Source organism: Anaerophaga thermohalophila DSM 12881, assembly GCF_000191885.1.
Classification (GTDB): domain Bacteria; phylum Bacteroidota; class Bacteroidia; order Bacteroidales; family Marinilabiliaceae; genus Anaerophaga; species Anaerophaga thermohalophila.
Genome location: NZ_AEWI01000022.1, coordinates 44,782 through 69,311 on the forward strand (window position 1 = coordinate 44,782; position 24,530 = coordinate 69,311).

The 24,530-nt window shown below is 37.4% G+C and carries 16 protein-coding genes; 15 read left to right on the forward strand and 1 reads right to left on the reverse strand.

Annotated elements, in window-relative coordinates:
- Positions 1-13: 13 nt before the first annotated feature.
- The 5 genes from ATH1_RS0108045 to ATH1_RS0108065 all read left to right on the forward strand — a co-directional run bounded on the left by ATH1_RS0108045 (position 14) and on the right by ATH1_RS0108065 (position 5,737).
- Positions 14-589, forward strand: coding sequence for a SiaB family protein kinase (locus tag ATH1_RS0108045; RefSeq protein WP_010419983.1), 576 nt, complete (start codon positions 14-16; stop codon positions 587-589).
- Between the two features lie 16 nt (positions 590-605).
- Positions 606-986 carry a DUF1987 domain-containing protein gene (locus tag ATH1_RS0108050; protein ID WP_010419985.1) on the forward strand — a complete coding sequence of 127 codons (381 nt, stop codon included), beginning with the start codon at positions 606-608 and terminating at the stop codon, positions 984-986.
- A 33-nt stretch (positions 987-1,019) separates the two neighbouring features.
- Positions 1,020-4,094 (forward strand): ATP-binding cassette domain-containing protein, encoded by a 3,075-nt coding sequence (locus ATH1_RS0108055; protein WP_029164028.1) that lies wholly within the window; start codon positions 1,020-1,022, stop codon positions 4,092-4,094.
- Between the two features lie 139 nt (positions 4,095-4,233).
- Positions 4,234-5,154, forward strand: coding sequence for a hypothetical protein (locus tag ATH1_RS0108060; protein WP_010419990.1), 921 nt, complete (start codon positions 4,234-4,236; stop codon positions 5,152-5,154).
- Between the two features lie 124 nt (positions 5,155-5,278).
- On the forward strand, positions 5,279-5,737 hold the full coding sequence (locus ATH1_RS0108065; protein ID WP_010419993.1) for a hypothetical protein: 459 nt from the start codon (positions 5,279-5,281) through the stop codon (positions 5,735-5,737).
- A gap of 324 nt (positions 5,738-6,061) precedes the next feature.
- Here the strand turns inward: ATH1_RS0108065 and ATH1_RS0108070 are convergent, their stop codons facing one another.
- Positions 6,062-6,940, reverse strand: coding sequence for a helix-turn-helix domain-containing protein (locus tag ATH1_RS0108070; protein ID WP_010419997.1), 879 nt, complete (start codon positions 6,938-6,940; stop codon positions 6,062-6,064).
- A 663-nt stretch (positions 6,941-7,603) separates the two neighbouring features.
- Here ATH1_RS0108070 and ATH1_RS0108075 point away from each other — a divergent pair.
- From ATH1_RS0108075 to ATH1_RS0108125, 10 genes are all read left to right on the forward strand, one after another.
- The gene (locus ATH1_RS0108075; RefSeq protein WP_044115072.1) at positions 7,604-10,756 is read left to right on the forward strand and encodes a SusC/RagA family TonB-linked outer membrane protein; all 3,153 of its coding nucleotides are present in this window, start codon (positions 7,604-7,606) and stop codon (positions 10,754-10,756) included.
- Between the two features lie 13 nt (positions 10,757-10,769).
- Positions 10,770-12,485, forward strand: a complete 1,716-nt coding sequence (locus ATH1_RS0108080) for a RagB/SusD family nutrient uptake outer membrane protein (RefSeq protein ID WP_010420003.1) — start codon at positions 10,770-10,772, stop codon at positions 12,483-12,485.
- Between the two features lie 44 nt (positions 12,486-12,529).
- A complete protein-coding gene (locus ATH1_RS0108085; protein WP_010420005.1) occupies positions 12,530-13,354 on the forward strand; it encodes a hypothetical protein in 825 nt (274 codons plus the stop codon).
- Positions 13,355-13,484: 130 nt separating this feature from the next.
- Entirely contained in the window at positions 13,485-14,156 is a 672-nt protein-coding gene (locus tag ATH1_RS0108090) for a DUF4369 domain-containing protein (RefSeq protein WP_010420008.1), read from the forward strand.
- A gap of 21 nt (positions 14,157-14,177) precedes the next feature.
- Entirely contained in the window at positions 14,178-15,965 is a 1,788-nt protein-coding gene (locus tag ATH1_RS0108095) for a DUF6057 family protein (protein ID WP_010420011.1), read from the forward strand.
- A gap of 232 nt (positions 15,966-16,197) precedes the next feature.
- A complete protein-coding gene (locus ATH1_RS19230; RefSeq protein ID WP_010420013.1) occupies positions 16,198-17,685 on the forward strand; it encodes a TolB family protein in 1,488 nt (495 codons plus the stop codon).
- Positions 17,686-19,500 (forward strand): DUF6057 family protein, encoded by a 1,815-nt coding sequence (locus ATH1_RS0108110; RefSeq protein WP_010420014.1) that lies wholly within the window; start codon positions 17,686-17,688, stop codon positions 19,498-19,500. It abuts the gene before it with no gap.
- Complete coding sequence (locus ATH1_RS0108115) at positions 19,484-20,998, forward strand: TolB family protein (RefSeq protein ID WP_044108025.1); 1,515 nt, start codon at positions 19,484-19,486, stop codon at positions 20,996-20,998. The genes ATH1_RS0108110 and ATH1_RS0108115 overlap by 17 nt, the downstream gene beginning before the upstream one ends.
- Before the next feature lie 210 nt (positions 20,999-21,208).
- The gene (locus ATH1_RS0108120) at positions 21,209-23,014 is read left to right on the forward strand and encodes a DUF6057 family protein (protein ID WP_010420019.1); all 1,806 of its coding nucleotides are present in this window, start codon (positions 21,209-21,211) and stop codon (positions 23,012-23,014) included.
- 178 nt (positions 23,015-23,192) lie between these two features.
- The gene (locus ATH1_RS0108125) at positions 23,193-24,494 is read left to right on the forward strand and encodes a TolB family protein (protein WP_245531747.1); all 1,302 of its coding nucleotides are present in this window, start codon (positions 23,193-23,195) and stop codon (positions 24,492-24,494) included.
- Positions 24,495-24,530: the final 36 nt, after the last annotated feature.

The window sequence follows — 24,530 nt, forward strand, 5'->3', positions numbered from 1 at the left end:
GACTTCATACACTATGAGCAAGGAAATTGAGAGTCACCGTTTTCTGGAGTTTGCATATCAACTCTACAAAACGATGAAAACAAACGAGATTAACCTGGTTTATGAAGGGGAGGTAACACAGGAAATTACCAAAACTTTTACCTCACTCACCGAAAAAAATATGGCCAGAAGTGAAGAACCCAACCAGGTACAACGAAAAGTGTTCAACGTTATGGTCGAATGTTTGCAAAACATCAGCAAACATGCAGATACCTTGTCCGACGAAGCAGACGACGATCGGCGTGGTATTGTTATGGTAAGCAAAGGAGACGACAGTTATAAAATCATTACAGGCAATGTTATCCGGAATTCAAAAGTTCCGGGGTTAAAAGAGAGCCTGGAACACATCAACAGCCTCGATAAGGCAGGATTGTCGTCATTGTATAAACAGCAGATTATGGAGGCCAAACTTTCCGAAAAGGGTGGCGCCGGTTTGGGACTTATTGATATCGCTAAAAAAACCGGCAGTAAACTATCATACCAGTTTAAAGAACTGAATGAGGATGTTTCGTTTTTTATTCTAACGTCTACCATTAAAAGAAATTACTGATAAAACATTTTGATTTATGGATGTGATTAATATAAAAGGAACCGATGATACCCCAAACGTGATTTTGGACAAGGCAAACGGGCAGTTTGAAATTTCGGGTCGATCGTTGCCCGAAGATGTGAATATGTTCTATGAGCCTATATTGGACTGGATTGATCAGTATGCTGAAGATCCCAATGATCATACAGAATTTTGTTTTAAACTGGAATACTTTAATACGGCTTCATCAAAAGTGATCCTTGATATACTTCTCAAGCTGGAAGAAATTGTCGAGAGCGGAAAGGAAGTGGTTGTTAAGTGGCATTATCACGAAGATGAAGAAGACATGCTGGAAGCCGGTGAAGAGTATGCCGATATTGTCGAAATTCCTTTCGATTACGTTTTGTATACCGATTAATTGACCAAGTGGTAACCCACCTTTTACTGACCGATGAGTGAAGAAATACTAAAAGCACTGATGCAATTGTTTGGCCTGATTGCCAAACAAGATGGGGGCGCAGAGTCCAACGAAACAGAATATGTCCGAACTTTTCTCCGACAACAACTCAATTCCGAAGCTGTAGAAGAGTACTACGGGCTGTTTTTGAAGCACTCGGCCGACGACTCAAAAGGTGGGAAAGAAGAAGAGGGAAAGGTGCGCCTCACCTCTATGAAAGATTCTGTTCGGATACTGGGAATTTGCAAAAAAATCAACAAGCAGCTGAACAGAGAACAGAAAGTTGTCGTACTGGTACGGTTGTACGAGTTGGTTAATGCCGATCATAAATTTACCGAACAGCGTATGGCCATTATAAACACAGTGGCCGATGTTTTTAAGCTGCCCCGGAACGAGATCAGCAATATTGAGAATTTCGTTATCCAGAATGACCCGGCAAATCTGGATTTTGCCGATTTGTTGATGGCCGGAGATGAAGAGCCCGGATTTCAAAACGCAAGATTTATTCATACACCCGGGTTGCATGGCGCTATTATTATTCTAAGGGTCAAAAGCGCTGATCTCTATTTTATGAGATATACCGGCGACCAGGATATTTTTCTTAACGGTCTGGTTATCAACACAAGAAGAATTTATCTTTTCCCCAACGGAAGCTTCATCCGGGTTCCCAAGGGTAAACCCATCTATTTTACCGATGTTGTTGGTCATTTCATGACCGATACCAATGTTCCGCGTATTACGTATGAAGTTAAAGATGTAGAATTCCGGTTCAAAACCGGTGATATTGGTATCCGGGATATTCAGATCGCCGAAGAGCAGGGTAAGCTCATCGGAATTATGGGGGCCAGCGGTGCCGGGAAAACCACTTTGCTCAATGTTTTATCAGGAATTGAGGCGCCCACAAAAGGACAGGTGCTGATCAATGGGTATGATTTGCATCGTGATGCAGAGGAGCTTGAAGGGGTTATCGGTGTTATCCCTCAGGATGACTTATTGATTGAGGAACTTACGGTTTTCGAAAACCTTTACTATAATGCCAAGCTGTGTTTTAAGGATAAGGATGAAGAAGAAATAACGCATCTGGTCAATGAAACACTCAAAAGCCTGGGGCTCTACGACCGCAGACATCTCAAAGTGGGATCCCCTTTAAATAAAATGATAAGCGGCGGACAACGCAAAAGGCTCAATATTGCCCTTGAACTGATTCGTGAACCCGCCATATTGTTTGTCGATGAACCTACATCCGGGCTGTCGTCCCGCGATTCGGAAAATGTCATGAATCTTCTCCGGGAACTCTCGTTGAAGGGGAAGCTTATTTTCGTGGTTATCCACCAGCCGTCATCGGATATTTTCAAGATGTTCGATAAAATGTACATTCTCGATACCGGTGGATACCCCGTTTATTATGGTAATCCGAGTGAATCGCTTATTTATTTTAAACGCCTTGATGCTCAGATAAACAGTGATGTAGGTGAATGTCCTACCTGTGGCAACCTCAATCCGGAGTTGATTTTCAATATCATCGATTCGAATGTAATCGATGAATATGGCAATTATACCGATCAGAGAAAAATTTCGCCCGAAGAGTGGCACGAACAGTTCAAAAAGAATATTCAGATACCGGAGGTTGAGACTGTTAACGATACACCTCCCCGGAGCCTGAATATTCCGTCGTGGTTGAACCAGTTCAGGATATATACTTTGCGCGATTTTTTCTCCAAGATCAGTAATACACAATACATTCTACTGAACCTTCTGGAAGCGCCTCTGCTGGGGTTTATCCTGTCCTATCTGGTAAGATACATTGCCGATCCTACCTCCAGCGACTACATCTTCAGGGAGAATGAGAACATACCGCCTTATATTTTTATGGGCATTGTTGTAGCGCTGTTTTTCGGACTTATCATCAGTGCTGAGGAGATATTTAAAGATGCTAAGATATTGAAACGGGAGGCTTTTCTTAACCTGAGCCGGTCCAGTTATCTCATGTCCAAAATACTTATCCTGTTTTCGATCTCAGCCATTCAGATGGTTTTGTTTGTTTTTGTTGCCAACTCAGTTCTGGGCATAAAAGATATGTATTTTGAATTTTGGATTGCCCTGTTTTCGATCTCTGCCTTTGCCAATATACTCGGACTCATTATTTCGGCATCATTCAACTCAATTATTACCATTTATATTCTTATCCCGTTGCTGATGATTCCGCAGATGGTTCTGGGTGGCGCCATGTTTACATTTGATAAACTCAATAAAGATTTTACCAGTCCCGATGTGGTTCCAGCCATTGCCGAGTTTATGCCATCACGATGGATTTATGAAGGATTGATGGTACATCAGTATAAACACAACAATTTTAAGAAAAATATATTTGAAGTGGAGATGCGGGAAAGTGCCGCTGACTTTAAACAGGTATATTATATTCCCGAGTTGAGAGACATAATAGCCGAAACAGAAGGTTATGTTGAAGGTGAAGAGAATATCTCCCGCGAACAATACGAAAGTAACATACGGCTTATCTATAATGAAGTATCTAATGAATTGAAAAGGATTCCTTCGGTAAATTTCGATAAGCTGGACAAAATCACCCCCGAAGGCTTTTCAGTACAGCTGGCCACTGAAATTAATGATTATCTTGACCGGCTTTTGGAATATTATCAGGATGAGTTCTACAAAGCCAATACCATTAAAGAGCAGTTTCTGTCGGCAAATATTGAGGCCAATCGCGAAAAATTTGAAAGAATACGTGACGATTATTTTAATGAGAGCATCAATGATATCGTCAGAAAGGTATTTGATAAGAATAAGATACTTCGCGAAGACGATCACCTGATTCAGATGGTTGACCCTGTTTATCAAAAGCCGGAACCATTGCATTTTTTCGATTTCAGAACACATTTCTTTGCCCCGTCAAAACATTTTGCCGGCCATTACTTTGAGACATTATGGTTTAATATTGTAATGGTATGGGTGTTGACGATACTGCTCTACATAGTCCTGTATTTTGATCTGCTCAAAAAAGGACTTAATTTTGCAGGCAATTTGAAATGGATTAAAAAGAAAGATAAGTAACCTTTTTTAAATCATAACAGTATAAAAAGGACGAAACAGGTCCTGATTATTCGGGATATGTTCGCCCGGCAAATCGGGTCAGGCTATCAGTACAATACCAATAATTTTAGATAAATTGAAATCAAAAAAACAATATGCTATGATCAGGAAATTAATAATTGCATTGGTTATTATTACTTCTGCCAATTTGTTTTTTTCATGTGCAGGAGGTTCAGATAAAAAGGAAAAGTCACAGGAAGATGAGTTAATGTTACCCGATTCTTTAAAAGGTGACGCTCCTCTGAAGCTTTCCGAGGAGATTATCGGAGATGTTATTCAGAACATTTCTTCTCCTGTAGAAATGGCCAACTTGATTAAATCGACCGGAGTTGACTTTTCACAACAAATTCTGAACAACCCTGAAAATATTTCGAATTACAGCACCAGCTATAAACGGGCACTGAATTTAGGCGTTTACAGTGCCGATCTGGGTTACATCAATTCCTACGATAAGAGTAATATTGTTGTATCCTATTTACTGGCTGTCAAAAGTCTGGCCGATGGTATCCGGGTAGGACAATTCTTCGATTTTGAAGCTCTCAAGCGCATGGCAACCAATTCCTCTAATTTGGACTCGCTGATGCAAATATCGGTTACCAGCTTTAACCAGATGGATTCCTATTTACGGAATCAGAACCGGAGTAACGTAAGTGCCTTAATTATTACCGGAGCGTGGGTCGAAGGACTTTACATAGCAAGTGATGTTATTGAAAAGACCAATGATGAAGAGTTGATTTCCCGGCTTGGAGAGCAAAAGGAAATTGTAGATATACTTTATATTATCCTTAAGAATTATGAACAAAACAGTAATTTCAAGGAGCTGATTAGCTATATAGAAGATTTGAAAAAACTGTATAAAAACGTGAAGATAACCAAGGAAGTCGGTGAGCCAAAAACGATTGAACAAGACGGAATGCTTATTATTGTTCAGGACGAGATAAGTAACGTGGAAGTTTCGCCCGAAGACCTTGGCACAATAATTGAAAAAATTAAGGATATACGTTCCTATATAGTTAGCTAATAGGGTGATTACATTGTTTTGATGTTTTAGACAAACAGGATTAAAGAAACCGGCCCTTAACAAGTTTCATTTTAGATGAAAATAAAGAGGATTTTAGTGGCCTTTGAAAATAAAATTTAGAAAGATGAAAAAAATATTTTTTTCCTTCCTTTTCATATTCGCACTGGGTTCGGCAGGACTATACGGGCAATGTGATCATGATGCCCTGTTAAAGCAGGCTCTTAATGAAATGGGAAGCGGACAGTATATCAAAGATTTCATTGTTGATCTTAAGAAGGAAAACAACGACGGGAAAACAGGCACTGTAAAATACTCTGTAATCCTTAACAGCCGAAGTCAGTATAAATTCAATGTGGTGAACGGAAGCGGAAATTCCGAGAAAGTTCTGATGGAACTTTATGATGGGGATAAGTTGTTAGTGAGTAATAAAGCTCAGGGGAAAATGTATAAAGCTTTCGGTTTTATATGCCGTTCAACAAAAGTGTACAATCTTGTTTTTTCATTCCCTGAAGGGAGTGAAGGCTGTGCAAGAGCAGTCCTCTCGCTTCAGAAACAATTTCAGGCGGGAGAACAGGGATTTTGATTTTTATTTAGAAAAAAGTCGCTTTAGAAAACGAGATTGGGGTTTCAGAAAAAATGCGCCGGGGTTCAGAAAACGATCCGGCGTTTTTTACGTTTTAAAGCAACCATTTTTTAAAATTTTCGTCTAAGTATAAAGTTTTAGGTTGAATTCAAAATCTTTTTGGCTATGAGTATTAAGAGAATTTCTGTTGATCTGCCGGAACGTTTTCTGGCGGCTCAGGTCGTGTTACTGTTTACTGTCATCCTACTGTTTGTATTGTAGGTAATCCGCATTTTAGTGCAGTTTTTAATGTTTGAGTAGAATGTTTTTCTACTCTTTTTTTTGTCAAAATACATTCTTAATCCCGTTAAAGTTGGTTCTGAATTCGGTGGGGGTACAATTCTGTTTCTTTTTAAACGTACGGTTAAAATTTGAAATATTGTTAAAGCCGCATTCGTAGCATATTTCCGATATACTCCTGTTGCTTTCAATTAACATGCGCGTTGCATAACCAAGACGGATTTCATTGACAAAGTCAACAAACGATTTTCCGGTCCTCTGCTTGATCATCCTGCTAAATGAAACGACCGACATGTTCAGCAACTTCGCGGCATCTTCAAGCATAATTCTTTTGTTATAGTTTTCTCTTACGAAATTGTATATTTTTTCGATCTTGTCACTATTATAAAAATCATCCTGGTTTTGAAACGAAATATTGGTCAATAATCGTTGTTCTCTTGAAATAGCCAGATCATACAGCAACGATTGAAATTCCAGATACGAATCAAATCCTCTCTTTTTACTGATGTTTCTCAGCCTTTCAGCCGCCATAAGTGTAGTATGCCGTGAAAAGAGTATCCCGCGGTTTGCATTGTGAAGCAAATCTTTCAGCGGTTTTAAAATATTCTTCTGTAGCAGATGTTGCTGGAACAAGTCACGGGGAAACTGTAAAGTAATTTCGTGAAGAAGCTCTTCTCCCGTATTCCTGTAGTTTTCCCATCCATGATATAGATTAGGACCTACCATGACCAACTCCATGTCATCAATCTCTCCTATATGGTCGCCCACCACCCTTCTTGCTCCTTTTGCATTGGAAATAAAATTGATTTCATATTCCGGATGGAAATGAATCGGGAAGTTAAAGAGGTTCCGTTGACGATCAAAGACCAGAAAACAATCATCTTCCTGAAGGGGTGTTATCTCGCGGTGTATTTGGTTTTTCATGAATTTATAATTGGTTTAAGTTATCGGTATGATGGAATATGTCTATCGTTTAACTTATAATCTTCAGGTTTAAAGGACTGAATGAAATACTGCATTGAAATATAATAGTCCCCCGAACAATTTTGTCTGCTTTTGAGAATTTTGATCAAATAAAAACAAAATTAGCTAAAATGATAAGATCGTACAATATATAAAGAGAATTAGATGTAGCGAAAATCAATCTCTTGAATCTTTAAACTGTTTGGTTATTTGGGTTCGGCCTCATTTGACACATTATTTTTTCATTTTTAAATTGTAGATTAATGATAAGATACCATATAAATAATGAAAATTTTTTATCTGCCTTTTAGGGATTAAAAGCTTTGAAAGTTAAGATAGCTGCAAAAAAAGAAAAAAAATACTGAATTATATAAAAAAAAGCAAAAATAGTATTAGGTTGATTTTCCTATTGGAAATATCTTTGAAAATCAATGAAAGAGTTAAAGATACACTAATTAGAGAAGTTGAGCATTAGGATAAATTAGAAATAAATGAATAGAAAGTGTTCTTTATACTCAAAATAAATTAGAAGCCTTTTATTTTTGGTTTCTTATCTTTTTTATATATTTGAAAATTAAAAAATGTTTAAAAGATAATTACTTTGTAAATTTAAATTTTAACTCTATGGCTATGAAAAAAAGAGTGCTATTTCTATTAATTGGCTTGTGTTTTAGCATTGCCTCATTTGCGCAGGTGCAGGTGAATGGTAGTGTTACAGACACACAAGGCGAACCTGTTCCAGGAGTTACTGTTTTGGAGCAAGGAACGCAAAACGGAGTCATTACTAATGTGGATGGTAATTACAACATCGAAGTTACAGGTGAAGAATCTGTTTTGGTATTTTCATTCGTTGGAATGGAAACCCAGGAGATCGCAGTTGGTGACCAAAGAGAGATTAATGTTGTTATGCAAGAGACTTTCACTGATCTGGATGAGGTTGTTGTGATTGGATATGGTGTTCAACAAAAAAAGCTAAACACAGGAGCAACAGTTCAGGTTAAATCGGATCAGATTGTCAAGCAAAACACGGTCTCACCTATGACCGCAATGCAAGGATTAACACCCGGGGTGAGCATAATTAAGGAGACAGGTGAACCTGGTAGTGGATTTAAAGTAAACATTCGAGGTATGGGTACTACCGGTGATTCTGAACCCTTGGTTGTAATAGACGGTGTTCCTGGTGGAAACCTTGATTATCTTTCTCCTGCAGATATCGAGTCCATTGATGTACTTAAGGATGCAGCGTCAGCTGCTATTTATGGATCAAGGGCGGCAAATGGTGTTATCCTGGTTACTACCAAAACCGGATCAAGAGGTTTGTCAAAAGGTGCCAAAAAGGCAACCATAACTTATGATGGCTCGTATGGGGTTCAAAATTTGTATAAAAAGTTACCTGTTGCCACTGCCCAGGAATATGCCGTACTTCTTAATGAAGCACGCGTCAACAGTCAGCAGCCATTGTTAGACTTTGCATCACTTGTCCCCGATTGGGAAAGGATTGAAAGTGGAGAATGGAAAGGAACCGACTGGTTAGAGCATCTGACAGTCGAAGATGCTCCAATTCAGAATCATGCGCTTAATATTTTTGGTGGTGGTGAAAACTCCACATACTCTTTAGGACTTTCATACACTGACCAGGAAGGTATTTTTGGTGGTCCTGTTAATTCTCAATACGAACGTTACTCATTTAGATTGAATAGTGATTATGCTCTGCTCAGAGATGCCTCTGACAGTTTTGATGTTTTGAAAGTTGGTGAAACATTGCGTTATTCCTATTCAAAGCGAAGTGGTATTGGAACCGGAAATCAATACTTGAATGATATTTTTAGTAGTACTGTTGCAAGTCCGTTTTTGCCAATGTACGATGAAAATGGGGAGTATCATGATGCAATTCCATGGAATCCTCAAGAAGCCAATCCCATCGCTTCAATGATCTATCAGCGTGGTCAGAATGAGTCCAAGAGCTACAATTTGAACGGGAGTATTTATTTAGAGGTACAACCTATTAAAGGACTTAAATACCGGAGTCAATTTGGATATAATATGAATGCCGGTTCATACCGTAGTTATACACCCACTTATTCCCTTAGTGCTACAGTTTTTAGAGAGCATGATCAGGTATCTCATAATTTGGACGCCGGTTATAGTTGGACCTGGGAAAATACGGTGAATTATGATTTTGATATCAACGTACAGCACTCATTCAACGTCTTAGCTGGGATGTCTGCTGAGAAGTGGGGGCTTGGCGAGCATATAGAAGGAACAAATATTGATGCTCTTCTTTCAGGATTTAAATATGCCTGGTTAAAAAATACTCCAGTCATTAATGATGACGGAACTACAAGTATGTCAAGTTCACCGTGGGGAGAAGGAGGCATATTGTCTTATTTTGGACGGGTTTCTTATGACTATCTTGAAAGGTATATGCTCACATTAATAATGCGTGCCGATGGTTCTTCTAATTTTCCTGAGGAAAATCGGTGGGGATACTTTCCTTCTGTTTCTGCAGGATGGGTCTTAACTGAAGAACCTTTTATGGGAGGACTTGATGGAACTTTAGACTTTATGAAGTTAAGGGCTAGTTGGGGCCAGAATGGTAACCAGTCCATTGACGCGTTCCAGTACTTATCAACGATTTCTTATGAGAATGTCAATTATTTCTTTGGACCAGACAAAACAGATGTTTCAATTGGAGGGTACCCAAGTATTTTGCCAAACCCGGATATAACCTGGGAAACTTCGGAACAGCTTAATATCGGTGTTGATTTAAGACTGTTAAGAAGTCGACTGGGCGTAACATTTGACTGGTATACGAAAACAACTAAAGACTGGTTGGTGAGGGCCGATAATCTAGCATCCTTCGGAACCGGGGCTCCTTTTATTAATGGTGGAGATGTTGAGAATAAAGGTATAGAATTAGCCATAACATGGAGCGACAGAATGAGAGATTTTAGCTATGATATAGGATTGAATTTTGCCTATAACCAAAATGAAGTTACAAGAATTGCCAATTCTGAAGGGATAATTTATGGGCCAGGTGACATTCTTGGGCAAGGTACAAATGAAGTATTTAGAGCACAGGAAGGATATCCGATTGGCTATTTCCGCGGATATGAAACTCTTGGCGTTTTCCAGAATGAAGAAGAAATTCAGAATTATACCAATTCAGAAGGAGACATTATTCAGCCCAATGCCGTTCCCGGAGATTTAATTTTTGCCGATACAAATGATGATGGAACCATTAGTGATGAAGATAAGAAGATGATTGGAGATCCAAACCCGGATTATATTGTAGGTCTTAATATGAATTTTGCTTACAAAGGCTTTGATCTCAGCGTTGTCGGGAATGGTGCTTTTGGACATCAAATTGCACGCAGTTACAGGCGATGGAATGATTCTCCGACAAACAATTTTACAACAGATATTTTTGACAGATGGCATGGAGAGGGCTCTTCAAATAAATATCCAAGGTTAACATACGGGGCTCATCCAAACTGGCAGTATGTATCTGATATCTTCATTGAGGATGCAGATTACTTCCGGATAAGCAATATTACTTTTGGATATGATTTTACCCGCATTGCTCCGAATTTGCCATTTGAGCAGGCCCGATTATTTGTAACAGGGCAAAATGTATATACTTTCACTAATTATTTTGGAATGGATCCGGAAATCGGAACAAGTACGAATGATGATTATCCCTGGGCCAAGGGTATAGATATCGGATATTACCCGTCTCCTCGTACTGTTTTAGTTGGTGTTAGTGTTAAATTCTAAAACAATGAAGATCATGAGAAAATTAATTTATATATCAGTAGCAGTTTTAGGTGTTTTGCTACATAGCTGTTCCGATAGTTTTCTTGATACGGAACCTTTGACTCAGAAAACCAATACAACCTTTTATGAGAGTGAACAAGATATGAAGCAGGCTTTAACAGCCGGATACTTTGTATTGGTTGATTGTCCTCAGGATTGGATTATCTTTAACTACCCGTTTGTAACAGCCGAAATTTTGAGTGATGACCGACTTGGAGGAATGGGGGATAATGACCGTGCTATCAGAGCCATGGATGAATTTAAAGTGTCCGGGCCAAGCATGTTTGAAGGTATGTGGAAAAAGTATTATCAGGGTATTTTTAGAATGAATATGTTAATTGAAAACCTTGATAAGGCTACATATTCCTCTGAGGAATCCAAAAATCAGATTATAGGTGAGGCTTATTTTTTGAGAGGTTTGTTTTATTTTGAGCTGGTAAGGATGTTTGAGAATATTCCGCTTGTTTTGGAATCAGCTCCGGTTAATGAACCGCAGGCCGATCCGAAAGAGGTTTATGCTCAGATTGCATCAGACCTCAAAAAAGCCATTGAAACTTTTCCCTCAACAACAAGAGGTGAGTTGGGCCGCGCGAATAAATGGATTGCAGAAGCATTAATGGCTCGAGTATTTTTGTTTTATACAGGGTTTTATGAACAGCCAGAACTACCTCTTGCAGGAGAAGAAGCTGGTTCTGTATCTAAAAATCAGGTTGTTACCTGGCTTGAAGATGTGATTGACAATAGTGGTTACGAGTTGATGCCCGACTTTCGAAATCTATGGCCTTATGCATTGGCTACCTCAGAAAATTCTGACGAACCGTTTAAATATGCTGAGGATAATAATTTGGATTGGTATGGCGAGGCAGGAGAAAACATAGAAAATATGTTTATGTTGAAATTTTCTACTTTCGCCGATTGGGGAACAAGTATTTATTACAGTAACCAAATGAACTTGTTCAACGGCTGGCGCAGCTATAGTTACAAAGGCGTATTTGGTGAAGGATGGGGAATGGGAACCGTCAATACCAAACTTTGGGATGAATGGCCCAATGATGATTTGAGAAAGAGAGCTTCAATACTGAATGTGAAGGATGATGGTGAAATTGCTATTCATGGCGTGGATAACTATGGTTATGGTGAAGATTTTCATGATAAGCAAATGGATGAAACCGGTTTGTGGCAAATGAAATATCGTCCGGTTAACTTGCATAATGATGGAGAATGGGCAAATTATAGTGTAACTCTTTATGGTGCTGAAAAGAATTTCCAGCTGGATAACATGCAGGATATAGTTTTGATTCGTTATGCTGATGTTTTATTGATGCACTCAGAACTGACAGAAACTGTAGAGGGTATTAATGAAGTTAGAGATCGTGTAGATTTAGAGCCGATAGGGTCCTATTCTCTTGAAGCACTGAAAAAAGAAAGACGCTATGAATTAGCCTTTGAGGGCGTGCGTTACCATGACGTTTTAAGATGGGCCGGACAAAGTAATCTTCAGGAAGTGAAAGAGGTAATCGAAAGTCAGGATGGTGTTTCGATTATAAATAATGGTGTTCAGACAGAAAAAAGTATGAATTTCCGAGTTGAAACAAGAGGATTTATACAAATTCCACAGAGGGAAATAAGTTTGTCTGATGGTGTTTTAGAACAGAACCCTGGCTGGGGACCCGATGCACCGGTTTACTAAGAAAAATGGTGTTAATTGTTATTTGAACAGAAAAATTTTGAGATATGAAAAAGGCAATTTTATATAGTTTTATTGGATTTTTTGTACTTGCTGTTGCATGCGATCCAATAGAAGACAGAGATGAATTAGGAAGGAAAGTTCCTGCCTCTGAGTTTGATTATTCCATAACCCAGGATCCGGAAAACGATTATCTCGTTACGCTCGAAAATAATACTCCGGATGTATTGTTTTCCTGGGATTATGCATGGGGCGTTACCACAAAGCAAAAAGCAACCGTCAGGATGTTGGTACCTGGAACCTACACTATTAAAATTACTGCAACCACTGATGGAGGTATCGTGTTTGATGAATATGAAATAACCGTGAATGATTCAGACCCTGAGGCGTTTCAAGAACCTGAATGGGAGATGTTGACCAATATGGCTGAAGGTAAGTCCTGGGCCTGGGATTTGAGTTTACCTGGAGCTGCGGGGAATGGTGGATACGCCGGATGCTTTGCTCCTTGCTGGTGGGTGCTGGATGCAAGTGGCCTTGAAGAGCAGGGTGTACTTAATGATTACATGACTTTTGATCTTAACGGTGGTCGTAATTTGACGCGTGTTGCTGAAAGTTTGCCTGAACCAGGAGCTGTTGCCGGTTCTTTCGATCTGAATATGACTGAAAATGTGCCGGATTGGAGTGTTGGGACGCTCACTACAAAGAATGTTACAGTTCCTTTTGGATGGGATATTAACAACAATAATTCTCCCTTCTATACGTATCATATTTTGAAGATTACTGACACTGAATTACATCTGGCAGCAAGCCAGCCTGGTGTCGGTGCCTGGGGAGAAGCTTGGTTTTATATGTTTGCACCTAAAGAAGATTAGAGATGAATCTTTTCTTAGCTTTTTTTATTTAAGCCAAGTTTGAGGTGAGATAAATAAACAGCATTTCAATGAAAGAGGGTGTTATTTTGCATCCTCTTTCACTTTTTTGAGCCGATGCAAAATATACAGTATGTACAAATTGAAGATTACAATAAGGATTATTATTATTATTATGCTTGTTTTTGCATGTAATAGGGAAAAGCTCTTTGTAATAAAAGGGGAAGTACATAATGCAGCTTTTGAGGGAGAAAAGGTATATCTGGTTTCTTCTGATGCTCCGGTTACCAAAAATGTTGATTCAATAGAAGTAAAAGACGGCAGGTTTCAATTTATGATACCTTCCGATTCGCAAACTGCTAAGATTATCAGAATACCTCCGAAATATCCGGATATCGTTCAGGACTTAGTTGTAATACCCGAAGATGGTACAATTGAAGTTGAACTTGATCAAAGAAGCAGAGGAAAAGGGACGCCTTTAAATAATTGTATACAAGCATGGAAGCAGAAAAAAGAAATGTATGATTCTATTCAATGGTCATTATATCGACAAATAAAAACCGCGGGTTTATCTGACTCGGAGAAAGATAGTATTGAAAGTTATATTAATGAAACAAAGGACTTGTTTATTGATGAAGTAATGTGCACTATCGACAGTAATCTTCATAACGGCATCGGATTGTTTTTATTTAAAATTTATTTTCATTCTTTTCCGGCTGAATTTAAAAACAAAGTTCTTTCTGAAACCGGTGATTTATACTTTAAAAAAGACAAACAGTTGGAGAAAATAATAAGACCTAACTGAATTCAGTATAGAATGACGAAGATGGGTGTTTATTCTTATAAGGTTCAAGTATTTGTTGTGGCCGGTCTGTTTATTATTACAACCGGGCTATTATTTGCAATTTTTCATATTGAGCAACTTGTTTATCGAGAACAATTACAATTATTTCAGGATAACAATTTTTTAGAAAAGCTAATTGTCCCTGGAGGATTATCCATTTTTGCCGGGGAGTTTTTTCTTCAATTTTTTAAGCTTCACATAGGGGCACTCTTTGTTACGGTGCTTTTTGTTACGATAATTATTATCTTTTTGTTCAGAATCTTTTCATTTGTAACTAACAAAAATACAGCCATCTTCTTTTCCTTGCTCCCCGCTGCGGGCTATGCATTATTGTTATTAGATAGATTTTTTTATTTTTCCGGATTAGTTGCCTTTTTATTGAGTATAATAGGAATCGATATTTACATCAGAGAGAAAAGAGGTTGGAGAAAGTTTATACTTGGATTATTACTGGTTGTATTCACTTATTGGTTTGCGGGAGGTGCTGTTTTTACTTTTAGCTTTTCTGTATTTTTACTCGAAATAGTTTCAGCCGACAGCTGTTCATCATTCCGTGGAAAGCTGTTTTTTGGCGTCTCATACATAGTATTGTCTTTTTTGCTTCCTGCCTTGCTACGAAATATTTTGTTCTATGAAAATGTTTTGCAGAGTTTTGTTTCAGAAGCCTTTTACAGAATCCCTGTTTTTCTTCCCGTTGAATTAATCCTTGCACTGCTGTCTGTTCCTCTTCTTATTTTCATTGCAGCTTTTTTTGAGTCGGCTAATATATCTTTTCCCCAAAGGATGGTTTATTTTTTAAGCTTGTTTATGATTATTCTGTTTGGGGGAACTTTCTATTGTCTTAATAATACCAACGAGGAGAGAATACGCAAGTTAGATAATCTTGTTTTTAATAAAAAATGGAATGAAATTGCCATACATGCCAGGAAGCAAGGTGTTCCAGATAGCAAAGAAGCCTCTGTGGCTGTAAATCTTTCTCTTGCAAAAGAGGGACGATTAACAACAGATTTTTTTAAGATTCAAGGTCTCCAGCCGGTTTTTGTAATTCCTTATGAAAGGAAAGGGATGACACCATTCATGGCAAGTGAACCATACTATTACCTTGGATTAAACAATTTTGCCAGGATGATGGCTATGGAAACACTTGAATCTACTGTTGATGCAAAGTTGCCGGTAAGAGCTGTGAAACGAATCTCTGAGACGTTTCTGATTTCCGGAAATGATAAATTAGCCCAAAAGTATCTCGGATTGTTAAGTGAAACCATGTTTTATTCAACCTGGGCAAAAAGACATTTATCACAAATTAGAGGAAACGAAAGTAAAACAGAATTTTTATCTCAGGAATTAAATGAAATACGTTCTCGTTTACCGGACGAAGACTTCTACTATAATGAAAAGCACTTCGAAGTGGCACTTTTGTATTTATTGCGCGCAAACAAAGACAACAGAATGGCATATGAGTATTTAATGATGCATTATTTGTTAAATAAGAATTTTGACAGCTTTATTAATTTTTTGTCAATTTATTCCTTGTTTAAATATGAAGAAACCCCGCTTATTTTTCAGGAGGCAAAAGCTTATATTCAGACTTTAACTTCTGATGATGTTCCTTTACTGGATGTTGTAAATATCAGCAAAAATGTAGAGGAAAAGTTTAATATGTATATTAGTGAATTTAGAAAAGGTGGGAACAAAAGACCCGAAAGAATGAAAGATTTGTTTGGAGATACATATTGGTACTATCTTCATTTTGGCAGAAATGACAGCTGAGATGAAACAGGGGCCACAAAAGAGTGTATTAATGACGGTTATGGTGAATTTATGTTGGATTAATTAGTGTCTGTCCAGAAAGTACCATTTGCTGCATTACGCTCGTCGCCAAAATACTCATTTACTAAGGTAAACTCTGTTTTTGGCGGCTTCGCAAGCCTTGCAACCGGCACTTTCTGAACAGACACACATATTGTAAAAATTTATGCGAGTTTATAGACACGCACTAGTCATGAAGAGAGTTAATGGAACCATCGCTTTAAGTTTGGTTATTGCCATATCTTTTTTTGGCTGTAAAGAAGGAAAGCCTGATTTATCAAATGCTTTTGAAACTGGGATTCTTCCTAAAGTATTTCCTGAATATGATGGTGTCACGGTACCCTGGAATATTGCTCCGCTAAATTTTAAATATTTGGATAGCTGCCGATACTTGTATGTAAATGTTTCTTCTTCCTACAGCGAAATGGATTATTTTTTCGATAGTAATAAGGTAAAGTTTTCAGAAAAAGATTGGACTAATTTTTTGAGTAACAGCAGAGAAGATTCTGTTTTCATTACTGTTTATTCTCGAAATGGCAGCAAGTGGACAAAGCATAATCCAATTCGTTTTTATGTGTCTGAACACAGGATTGATAAATTGTTGGTATATCGACGGATTATGCCGGGCTATCAGACATGGAACACAATGGGGGTTTACCAGCGGGAGTTGAGCAGTTTTAAGGAAAAATTGATTTTGGATAGTGAGGTAATGCCGGGAACATGCATGAATTGCCATAATTTCAGGGACAATAAGGCCGATTCATGGATGTTGCATTTAAGAGAAAATTATGGTGGCACCATCATCTTTTCAGATGGAGATTTGAAAAAAATCCAAACTAAAACGGATCATACTTTTGGCAGTGCCGGATTTCCGGCCTGGCATCCATCCGGAAATTATATCGCATTTTCAGTCAATCAGGTAACCCAGATCTTTCATGCTATAGGAGATGTACGAGCACATGCATTAGACATGAAATCAGATATGGTAATATATAATGTGGACAGAAATGAGTTTTTTACTTCTTCTGTTTTGAGTTCTCCAAATGCGTATGAAGCTTTTCCTTGTTTTTCACCAGATGGTGAGAGGCTGTATTTTGTAAGTTCTCCTTCTGGAAAACTACCTGAAGACCAAGAGGAAATGAAATATAGTCTTTGTTCTGTTTCTTTCGATGAGTACAAAGGGATAATTGGAAACGACGTTGATACCATTATTTCAGCAAGAACTTTGGGTAAAAGTGTGTCTTTGCCTCGGGTATCACCTGATGGCAAGTACATAATGCTTACTACTTTGGACTATGGAAATTTCCCTGCATACAATCCTGAAGCTGATTTATATATCTATGATTTAACGAAGCGTGAATTAGTTGAACTGAAGGCTTTTAATAGTGATAATGTTGAAAGTTGGCACTCGTGGTCTTCTAACGGACATTGGGTTGTTTTTAGCAGCAGAAGACGTGATGGTCTTTTTATGGATGCCTGGATTGGATATGTTGATGAGAAGGGAGCTCCACAAAAGCCCTTTTTGTTACCACAGAAAGATCCGGATTTTTACGATTCTTTTTTGTTTTCATTTAATGTTCCGGAATTTCTAAATGAGCCTTTTGAAATATCTCCTTATCAGATAGCAAATGTTGCAACAAAATCTAAAGGACAACAAGCTGAATTTGAAAACAGTCATTAAATGAAGTTGAAGAAACACAGACAAGAGTTAAATGTTATTGATAAGATGTTTGAGAAAAACATCCCAGGGGTTATTGCGACATTAATCGTTTGGGCGTTCATTCATTTCTCATTTCAATATCATTTCTTTTTAAAAGAACAGATAGCTTTATTTGCCTTCGACTCTCATCATATAACAAGTTATTTCTGGAAACCGGCTTTTTTTGCACGATTTTTAGGAGATTTCTTCAGCCAGTTTTTTTATCTAAGGGGAATGGCAGCAATAATTGTGTCAGTAAGCTTTTTGCTGATTTTTTTACTGACAAAGAAGGTGATTCAAATATTCTCCGGGAAACCATTAAGTGGTTTTTATGCTGTTTTTCCCCCGGTTTTTGTTCTCCTCTTGATATTTAATGTAAATTCTGACCTTTCTTTTTTGATGTCTTATTTGTTGGCACTGCTTTTATTATGGGGATATTTTTTATTACCCTTAAAATGGTGGCGACCGGTATTGCCAATTATTCTTTATCCTGCATTGTATGTTACTTTGGGTGGAGTTGTTATTCTGATTGGTTTTTTGGTTTTACTTTATGAATGGAAGCCTTTATCGGAAGACAAAATTACTGGCTTCCAGCTTAATAAAGGAAGAAAGATTTTATCTTTTTTAGGGGTCATTTTTTCAGCAGTAGTTCCTCTGTTATTTCGGCAGTATTATACAATTTCTGTTTTTCAGGCATATTTCTTTCCTTTTCAGAACGAGCTTATTTCATTGTTTTGGATTATTATACCTTTCATTTCTTTGATTCTTTCTATCTTATTATTTGCGTTAAATAAAACATTTAAAAATAGGGCTGTACAACTGTTCATTGCCTCTGTGTTTATTGCAATTATTTCTTTTGGTTTTCATTCCAATGTGAATCTTAGGATTGAGAAGCTTCTTGCTCTTGACTCTGAATGGTATTTTGGGAATATTGACAAGATGTACGAGTTTGCAGAATATTATGATTACAAAAGTAGTGTAGGGGCTTATTATTGTAATTTGGCGCATTCAGCGAGGGGCGAACTTGCTGAAAAGTTCTTTAGCATCAATCAGACAGGTCCTAAAGGGTTGATTCTTCCTGTGAGTAATAAGGGCAGTTACTTGCCCATTATTTTTAGTAATGAGGTGTATTTTCATATCGGTGATGTCAATGCTTCTCAACATTCAGCACTACAGGGAATGATCTTTGCCCCAAATAATTATAGTTCAAGATTGTTAAGAAGATTAGTGCAAATCAATATAATTAACGGGGAATATAAAGTTGCAGAAAAATATTTAAGAATTCTTGAAACCACATTATTTCACAAGAAATGGGCAAAAAGATTGCTTGAAGTGCTCGATGACGAAAGCAGGATTTCTCGAATATCTTGGGTGAAAAAGAAAAGGCCGTTGATCCCCTCAAATGAAAATCTTCGTCGACCCAATGAACATATTAAGGCTTTAAAACTACTACTTGAGGAAAACCCAAAGAATCAGAAGGCATTACATTACAAATTGTGCTATCATCTCCTGAGTAAGGAGGTGAAAGAATTTGCTAATACCTTTTTCGAAAACAGGGATGTATTACTTCGAAGAAGAATACCGGAGGTTTATCAGGAAGCATTAGTAATCTATCATATTAATAATCCTGATCTTGAAGTATGGTCAGAAATTCCTGTTGAGCCTGAAACTATTAGTAAATTTGCCGATTATAATAAACAATTTGAACGATATGAGGGTGAAGGGTTAAAACTGAAAGCGAAATTTGAGGAAACTTATTGGTTTTATTATCATTATGCAGATGCAGAAGAAGATTAATGTGCATATTATTTCTATTTTGTTGAGTGGAATTGGACTGATTTTGAGCTTTGGTTGTTCAGAACCGGATTTATCCGATGTTTCATATGTCGATCAAAAGCCTTTGATATACCCCGATTATACAGATATTGTAATTCCTCCAAATATAGCTCCGCTTAATTTTATGGTTCCAGATAGTATCGATAGGGTTGTTGTGACAATGAGGGGTACTGAAGACAAAATGAAAATTGAAGGAAAGCATAAAATTTTTTTCAGGATCGACCGATTTAATAAATTTTTAGAGGCACATAAAGGAGACACTCTGTGGATTGAGGTATCTACTTTGAACAGGAAGAAGTGGTCTAAATATTTGCCATTTTTTTGGTATGTTGCCAACGAACCGATTGATCAGTGGCTTAGCTACCGGCTTATTGAGCCAGGGTATGAGGTATGGAACAAGATCAATTTAAGTTTAAGGAATGTCAGTAACTTTGAAGAAAAAGTGTTAGCAGACAATAATCAGCTGGATGGAGCATGCATGAATTGTCATATCGGTAATCAAAAATTACCCGGTAAATCATTCTTTCATTTGCGGCATCCGGAGAGAGGGGGCACTATTATCAACGAAAATGGGGATTTACGGAAGATAGACACTTCCACAGAGGGAACAATTTCCTCGGGAGTGTATGGAAATTGGCACCCTGGTGGACGCTTTATCGCTTTTTCAACAAACATTATAATCCCTGAATTCTATTCTACTAATGATATGAGAATGGAAGTTTATGATACTACCTCTGATTTAGTCGTGCTGGATATACGAAAAAATGAAATCTTTTCGGGCAATTCTATTAGCAAACCGGGTCAATTCGAGACTTTCCCTGAATTTTCTGCAGATGGAGAAAGATTGTTCTTTTGTGTTGCCGATTCTGTAGTGTTACCTGAAGGTTATAAGTCTTTGAAATACAGTCTTTGTTCTGTTGACTTTTTTGAGGAGACTCGTTCATTTGGCGATTGTGTTGACACACTTTTTTCGGCAAAAAAACATGATAAAACAGTAAGTGAACCTCGGGTTTCTCCGGATGGACAATATTTATTGTTTACAGTTTTTGATTATGGAACATTTCCAATATGGCATCCGGAAGCCAGATTAAATTTAATTGATTTGAAGAATGGAGAAATTAATGAACTTCCGGAAATTAATAATAATAAAAAGTATTCAAACTCTTATCATTGTTGGGCATCTAACAGTCGCTGGATCGTTTTTGCAAGTAAACGGGATGACGGTCTTTACGGGAAACCCTATTTTGCATATATAGATAAAGAAGGGCAGGGACATAAACCTTTTGTTCTTCCCCAAAAAGATCCGGAATTTTATGACTATTTTTATAAATCTTTTAATATCCCTGAGCTTTTTTCGATACAACCAGGTTTCGAAGCTGAAGATATTGAAGATATTTTTTCAATGTCATCGGAGAAGGTAACTCCTGTCGGCATTGAATACAATGGGTCTGTTCAATGATTTTTCAGTCTTATTAGTGACTGTCTATAAAGTGGGAAAAGTTTCCTACTTATCATGTGTCTGTTCAGAAAGTGTCATTTACTAGGCTTGCGAAGTCCGAAAATACGGAGTTTACTAATCGTAAATGAGTAATTTTCGGACGAGCGTAACACAGTAAATGGCACTTTATGGACAGACACTTATTAGGGAGGATATTAAAACTATTATGATATGACGGTTCGTTTAAAAATGTGGATTTCTTTTTTTAAAACATATCACCGACAATGGTTTCTTTTGTTTTTTAGTTTATTAGTGATTGTTTTTTGGCAATTTGGTTATCCTTATTCTCTTTTTTTTCAGGAGCCGCTTCAGTTGTTTCTTTTTAGCCGGGATTATTTTTTTAATTCTATATCTACGGCTGGTGGATTGTCGGGATATTTAGGAGAGTTTTTCACACAATTTTACATTATTCCTTTTGGAGGACCTGTTATTATACTATTCTGGCTTTTGAGTTTGCAGCAACTTTTTTGGAAAATCTTAAAAAGATCGGTTCCCGGAGCAAGTCATTTTTACATACTAAGCTTTTTGCCCTCTATATGGTATTGTACAATATTAAGTGAAGAGTTTTATCTTTTGAGCGGACTTATTTCCGTTGTAATTGCTTTGACCGGAGTTTTGCTGTATACGGCTATCAGGGATTTCAGGATACGCTCAATTGTGGGACTGCTGATTGTTCTTTTAGTTTATTTTACTGCCGGGGGTAGTTATATTCTATTTGTGTTATTTACATTGTCGTTTGAATTTGTTAAAAGGGGAAGTAGTATAGGAATAAAGGGATGGTTATGGAGTTGCTTAGTCCTGGAAATTTTGCTTGCTGTATTTTTACCGGTCATTTATAGGTTACATTACGATCCGGTGCCTGTGCTTCAGGCATATATAACAGAACATTTTCATAAAATATCCACGGTTTTCCCATTTCCTGTTGTCTTGATTTGGATTTTGATAGCAATTTCATTGCCAATAGTTCTTTATTTTGACAAAAAAATTATAAACAGGGGAAGAAGAAATACTCTTTATATTATTCAGGTTGCTTTTTTATTGTTGGTTTTTTTAGGCGGGCATAGTTTGTTCGCTAATCCCAAAGCAGAATATATTAAAAAACTTGATTATCATGTTCGCCATAATAATTGGGAAGAAATAATAAGTCTATGTGAAAATCGCCTCCCCAGGAACGCGTTTGCGGTGAATTATTTAAATTTGGCCCTTGCAAAAACCAACCAATTAGGCGAGCGGTTATTTCATTTTGAGCAAATTGGGCCGGTCGGACTATTTCTTCCATATGAGAGGGAACAATTAAGCGCGATGATCGGGAATGAAACTTATTATCATATTGGATTAGTCAACGTCTCGCAGCAATATATTTTTGAGGCAACCGAGGCGATGCCGGACTTGAGAAAGTCCACCAGGTCATTGCAAAGATTGACGGATGTTGCAATTATCAATGGTGATTATGAATTGGCTAACAAATACATTCAGTTGCTCAAGAAAACATTTTTCTATAAAGACTGGGCTGAGCAAGCCGAAGACTATCTCTACAACGAAAGCAAAATTAATAATCATCCCGACTGGGGTGAAAAAAGAAGACTAAGGCCTATACAGGACTATTTTTTCTCAGTGGAGAATATGGATCAGATATTACTTGCTCTTTTGCGAGATCATCCGGATCACAAGATGGCTTTTGAGTATCTTATGTCTTATTATCTTGTAAGAAAAGATATCGAATCGTTTATGAAATATGTACATCTTGGGCATGAGATGAATTACAAGTATCTTCCGGTAGCTTTTCAGGAAGCAGTTTTGTATGTATTGGGACTTAAATCACAAGAGGCTGTGGAACAAAGTAATTTTCCTATTGAAGAGAGGACAAAGAACCGATTGTACGAATATGTGGATATTTATACCCGTTATCCCAATGCTCAGAAATTATTAGAAAAGGAGTTTTCTGATTCATTTTGGTATTACTATCATTATCGATGATAATTGAAATCATGACAACAAGGAGGGAGTAATTATGAGACGATTTTTTATAACAGCAGGATTTATACTGTTGATAGTGGCCTGTAGCCAAAAGCCTGAAAATGCTTTTCAAACTTCTGAATATCCTTCAATATTCCCGGACTATGTTAATGTAACTATTCCTGTTAATATAGCTCCGTTGAATTTTAAACTTACTGATCATTTCTCTGAGATATATGTCGAGGTTAGAGGAAAAAATAAAGTATTGGTTTCAGAAAGTAATAAATATGCTGATTTCGATAAAATCGAATGGGAAACATTGTTAGAGAGTAATGTTGGTCGTGCGATTGGGGTTAACGTTTTTGCGAAGAGCGACAGTGGATGGATTGCATTCAACCCCTTTTCTGTCTTTGTTAAAAAAGAACCAATTGACCCATATCTTGTCTACCGATTGATTGCTCCCGGGTATCAGGTGTGGAGCAGTATGGGAATTTATCAACGTTCACTTGAGGATTTCAGGCAAACAGAGGTGGTTACTAACAGACTTTTTCCTGGTGCTTGCATGAATTGTCATTCCTTCCGTGAACGAGATCATGAACAAATGATGTTTCATCTGCGTGGAAAGAACGGAGGAACTTTTATTACCAATGATTCCGGGGTGATTAAAATTAACTCAAAACCAGACCAGTTATATTCCGGGTTTCAATATCCTTATTGGCATCCGGGAGGTCGATATATCGCATTCTCTATTAACAAAACAGCTCAGGCTTTTCATGCAACTAAAGAAAAGAGAATTGAAGTTTTTGATTCAAAGTCTGATGTTGTTATTTATGATACTCGGGACAATAAGGTTATTACAGATAAAAAATTGATATCGAAGGACTGGTTTGAGACCTTTCCAACCTTTTCTCCTGATGGGAAGTATTTGTATTTTTGCTCATCAAAAGCAACAAAAATGCCTGCTGACTATCAGGATGTAAAATATAATCTTTGCAGAATTGAATTTGATCCAGCAACAGGGGAGTTAGGAACAAAAGTTGACACCCTGGTTCGTGTTTCCGACACTGACCAGAGTGTTACATTTCCAAGGATATCACCTAATGGGAAATTTTTAATGTTCACTCTTGCAGACTACGGCAATTTTTCAATTTGGCATAAAGAAGCCGACCTTTATCTTCTCAATCTTGAGACAGGGAGGTATAGACCACTTGAGCAAGTTAATAGCAATGATACCGAGAGTTATCACTCATGGTCTTCTAATTCAAATTGGGCGGTGTTTAGCAGCCGTAGAGTAAATGGGCTATATACAATGCCTTATTTTGCCTGGATAGGAAATGATGGAAAAGCGGGCAAACCATTCTTGCTTCCTCAAAAAGATCCGAATTTTTATTTGAATTCATTTTATTCTTTTAATATTCCCGAATTTGTTGATGATAATATCTCTTTGTCAGTAAAAGAAATTGAAGAAGCCTACAACATGGAAGGAATAAAAGTTCAATGATTGAGATTTGTTGAATGTAGTGTCCACAAAAGGGAA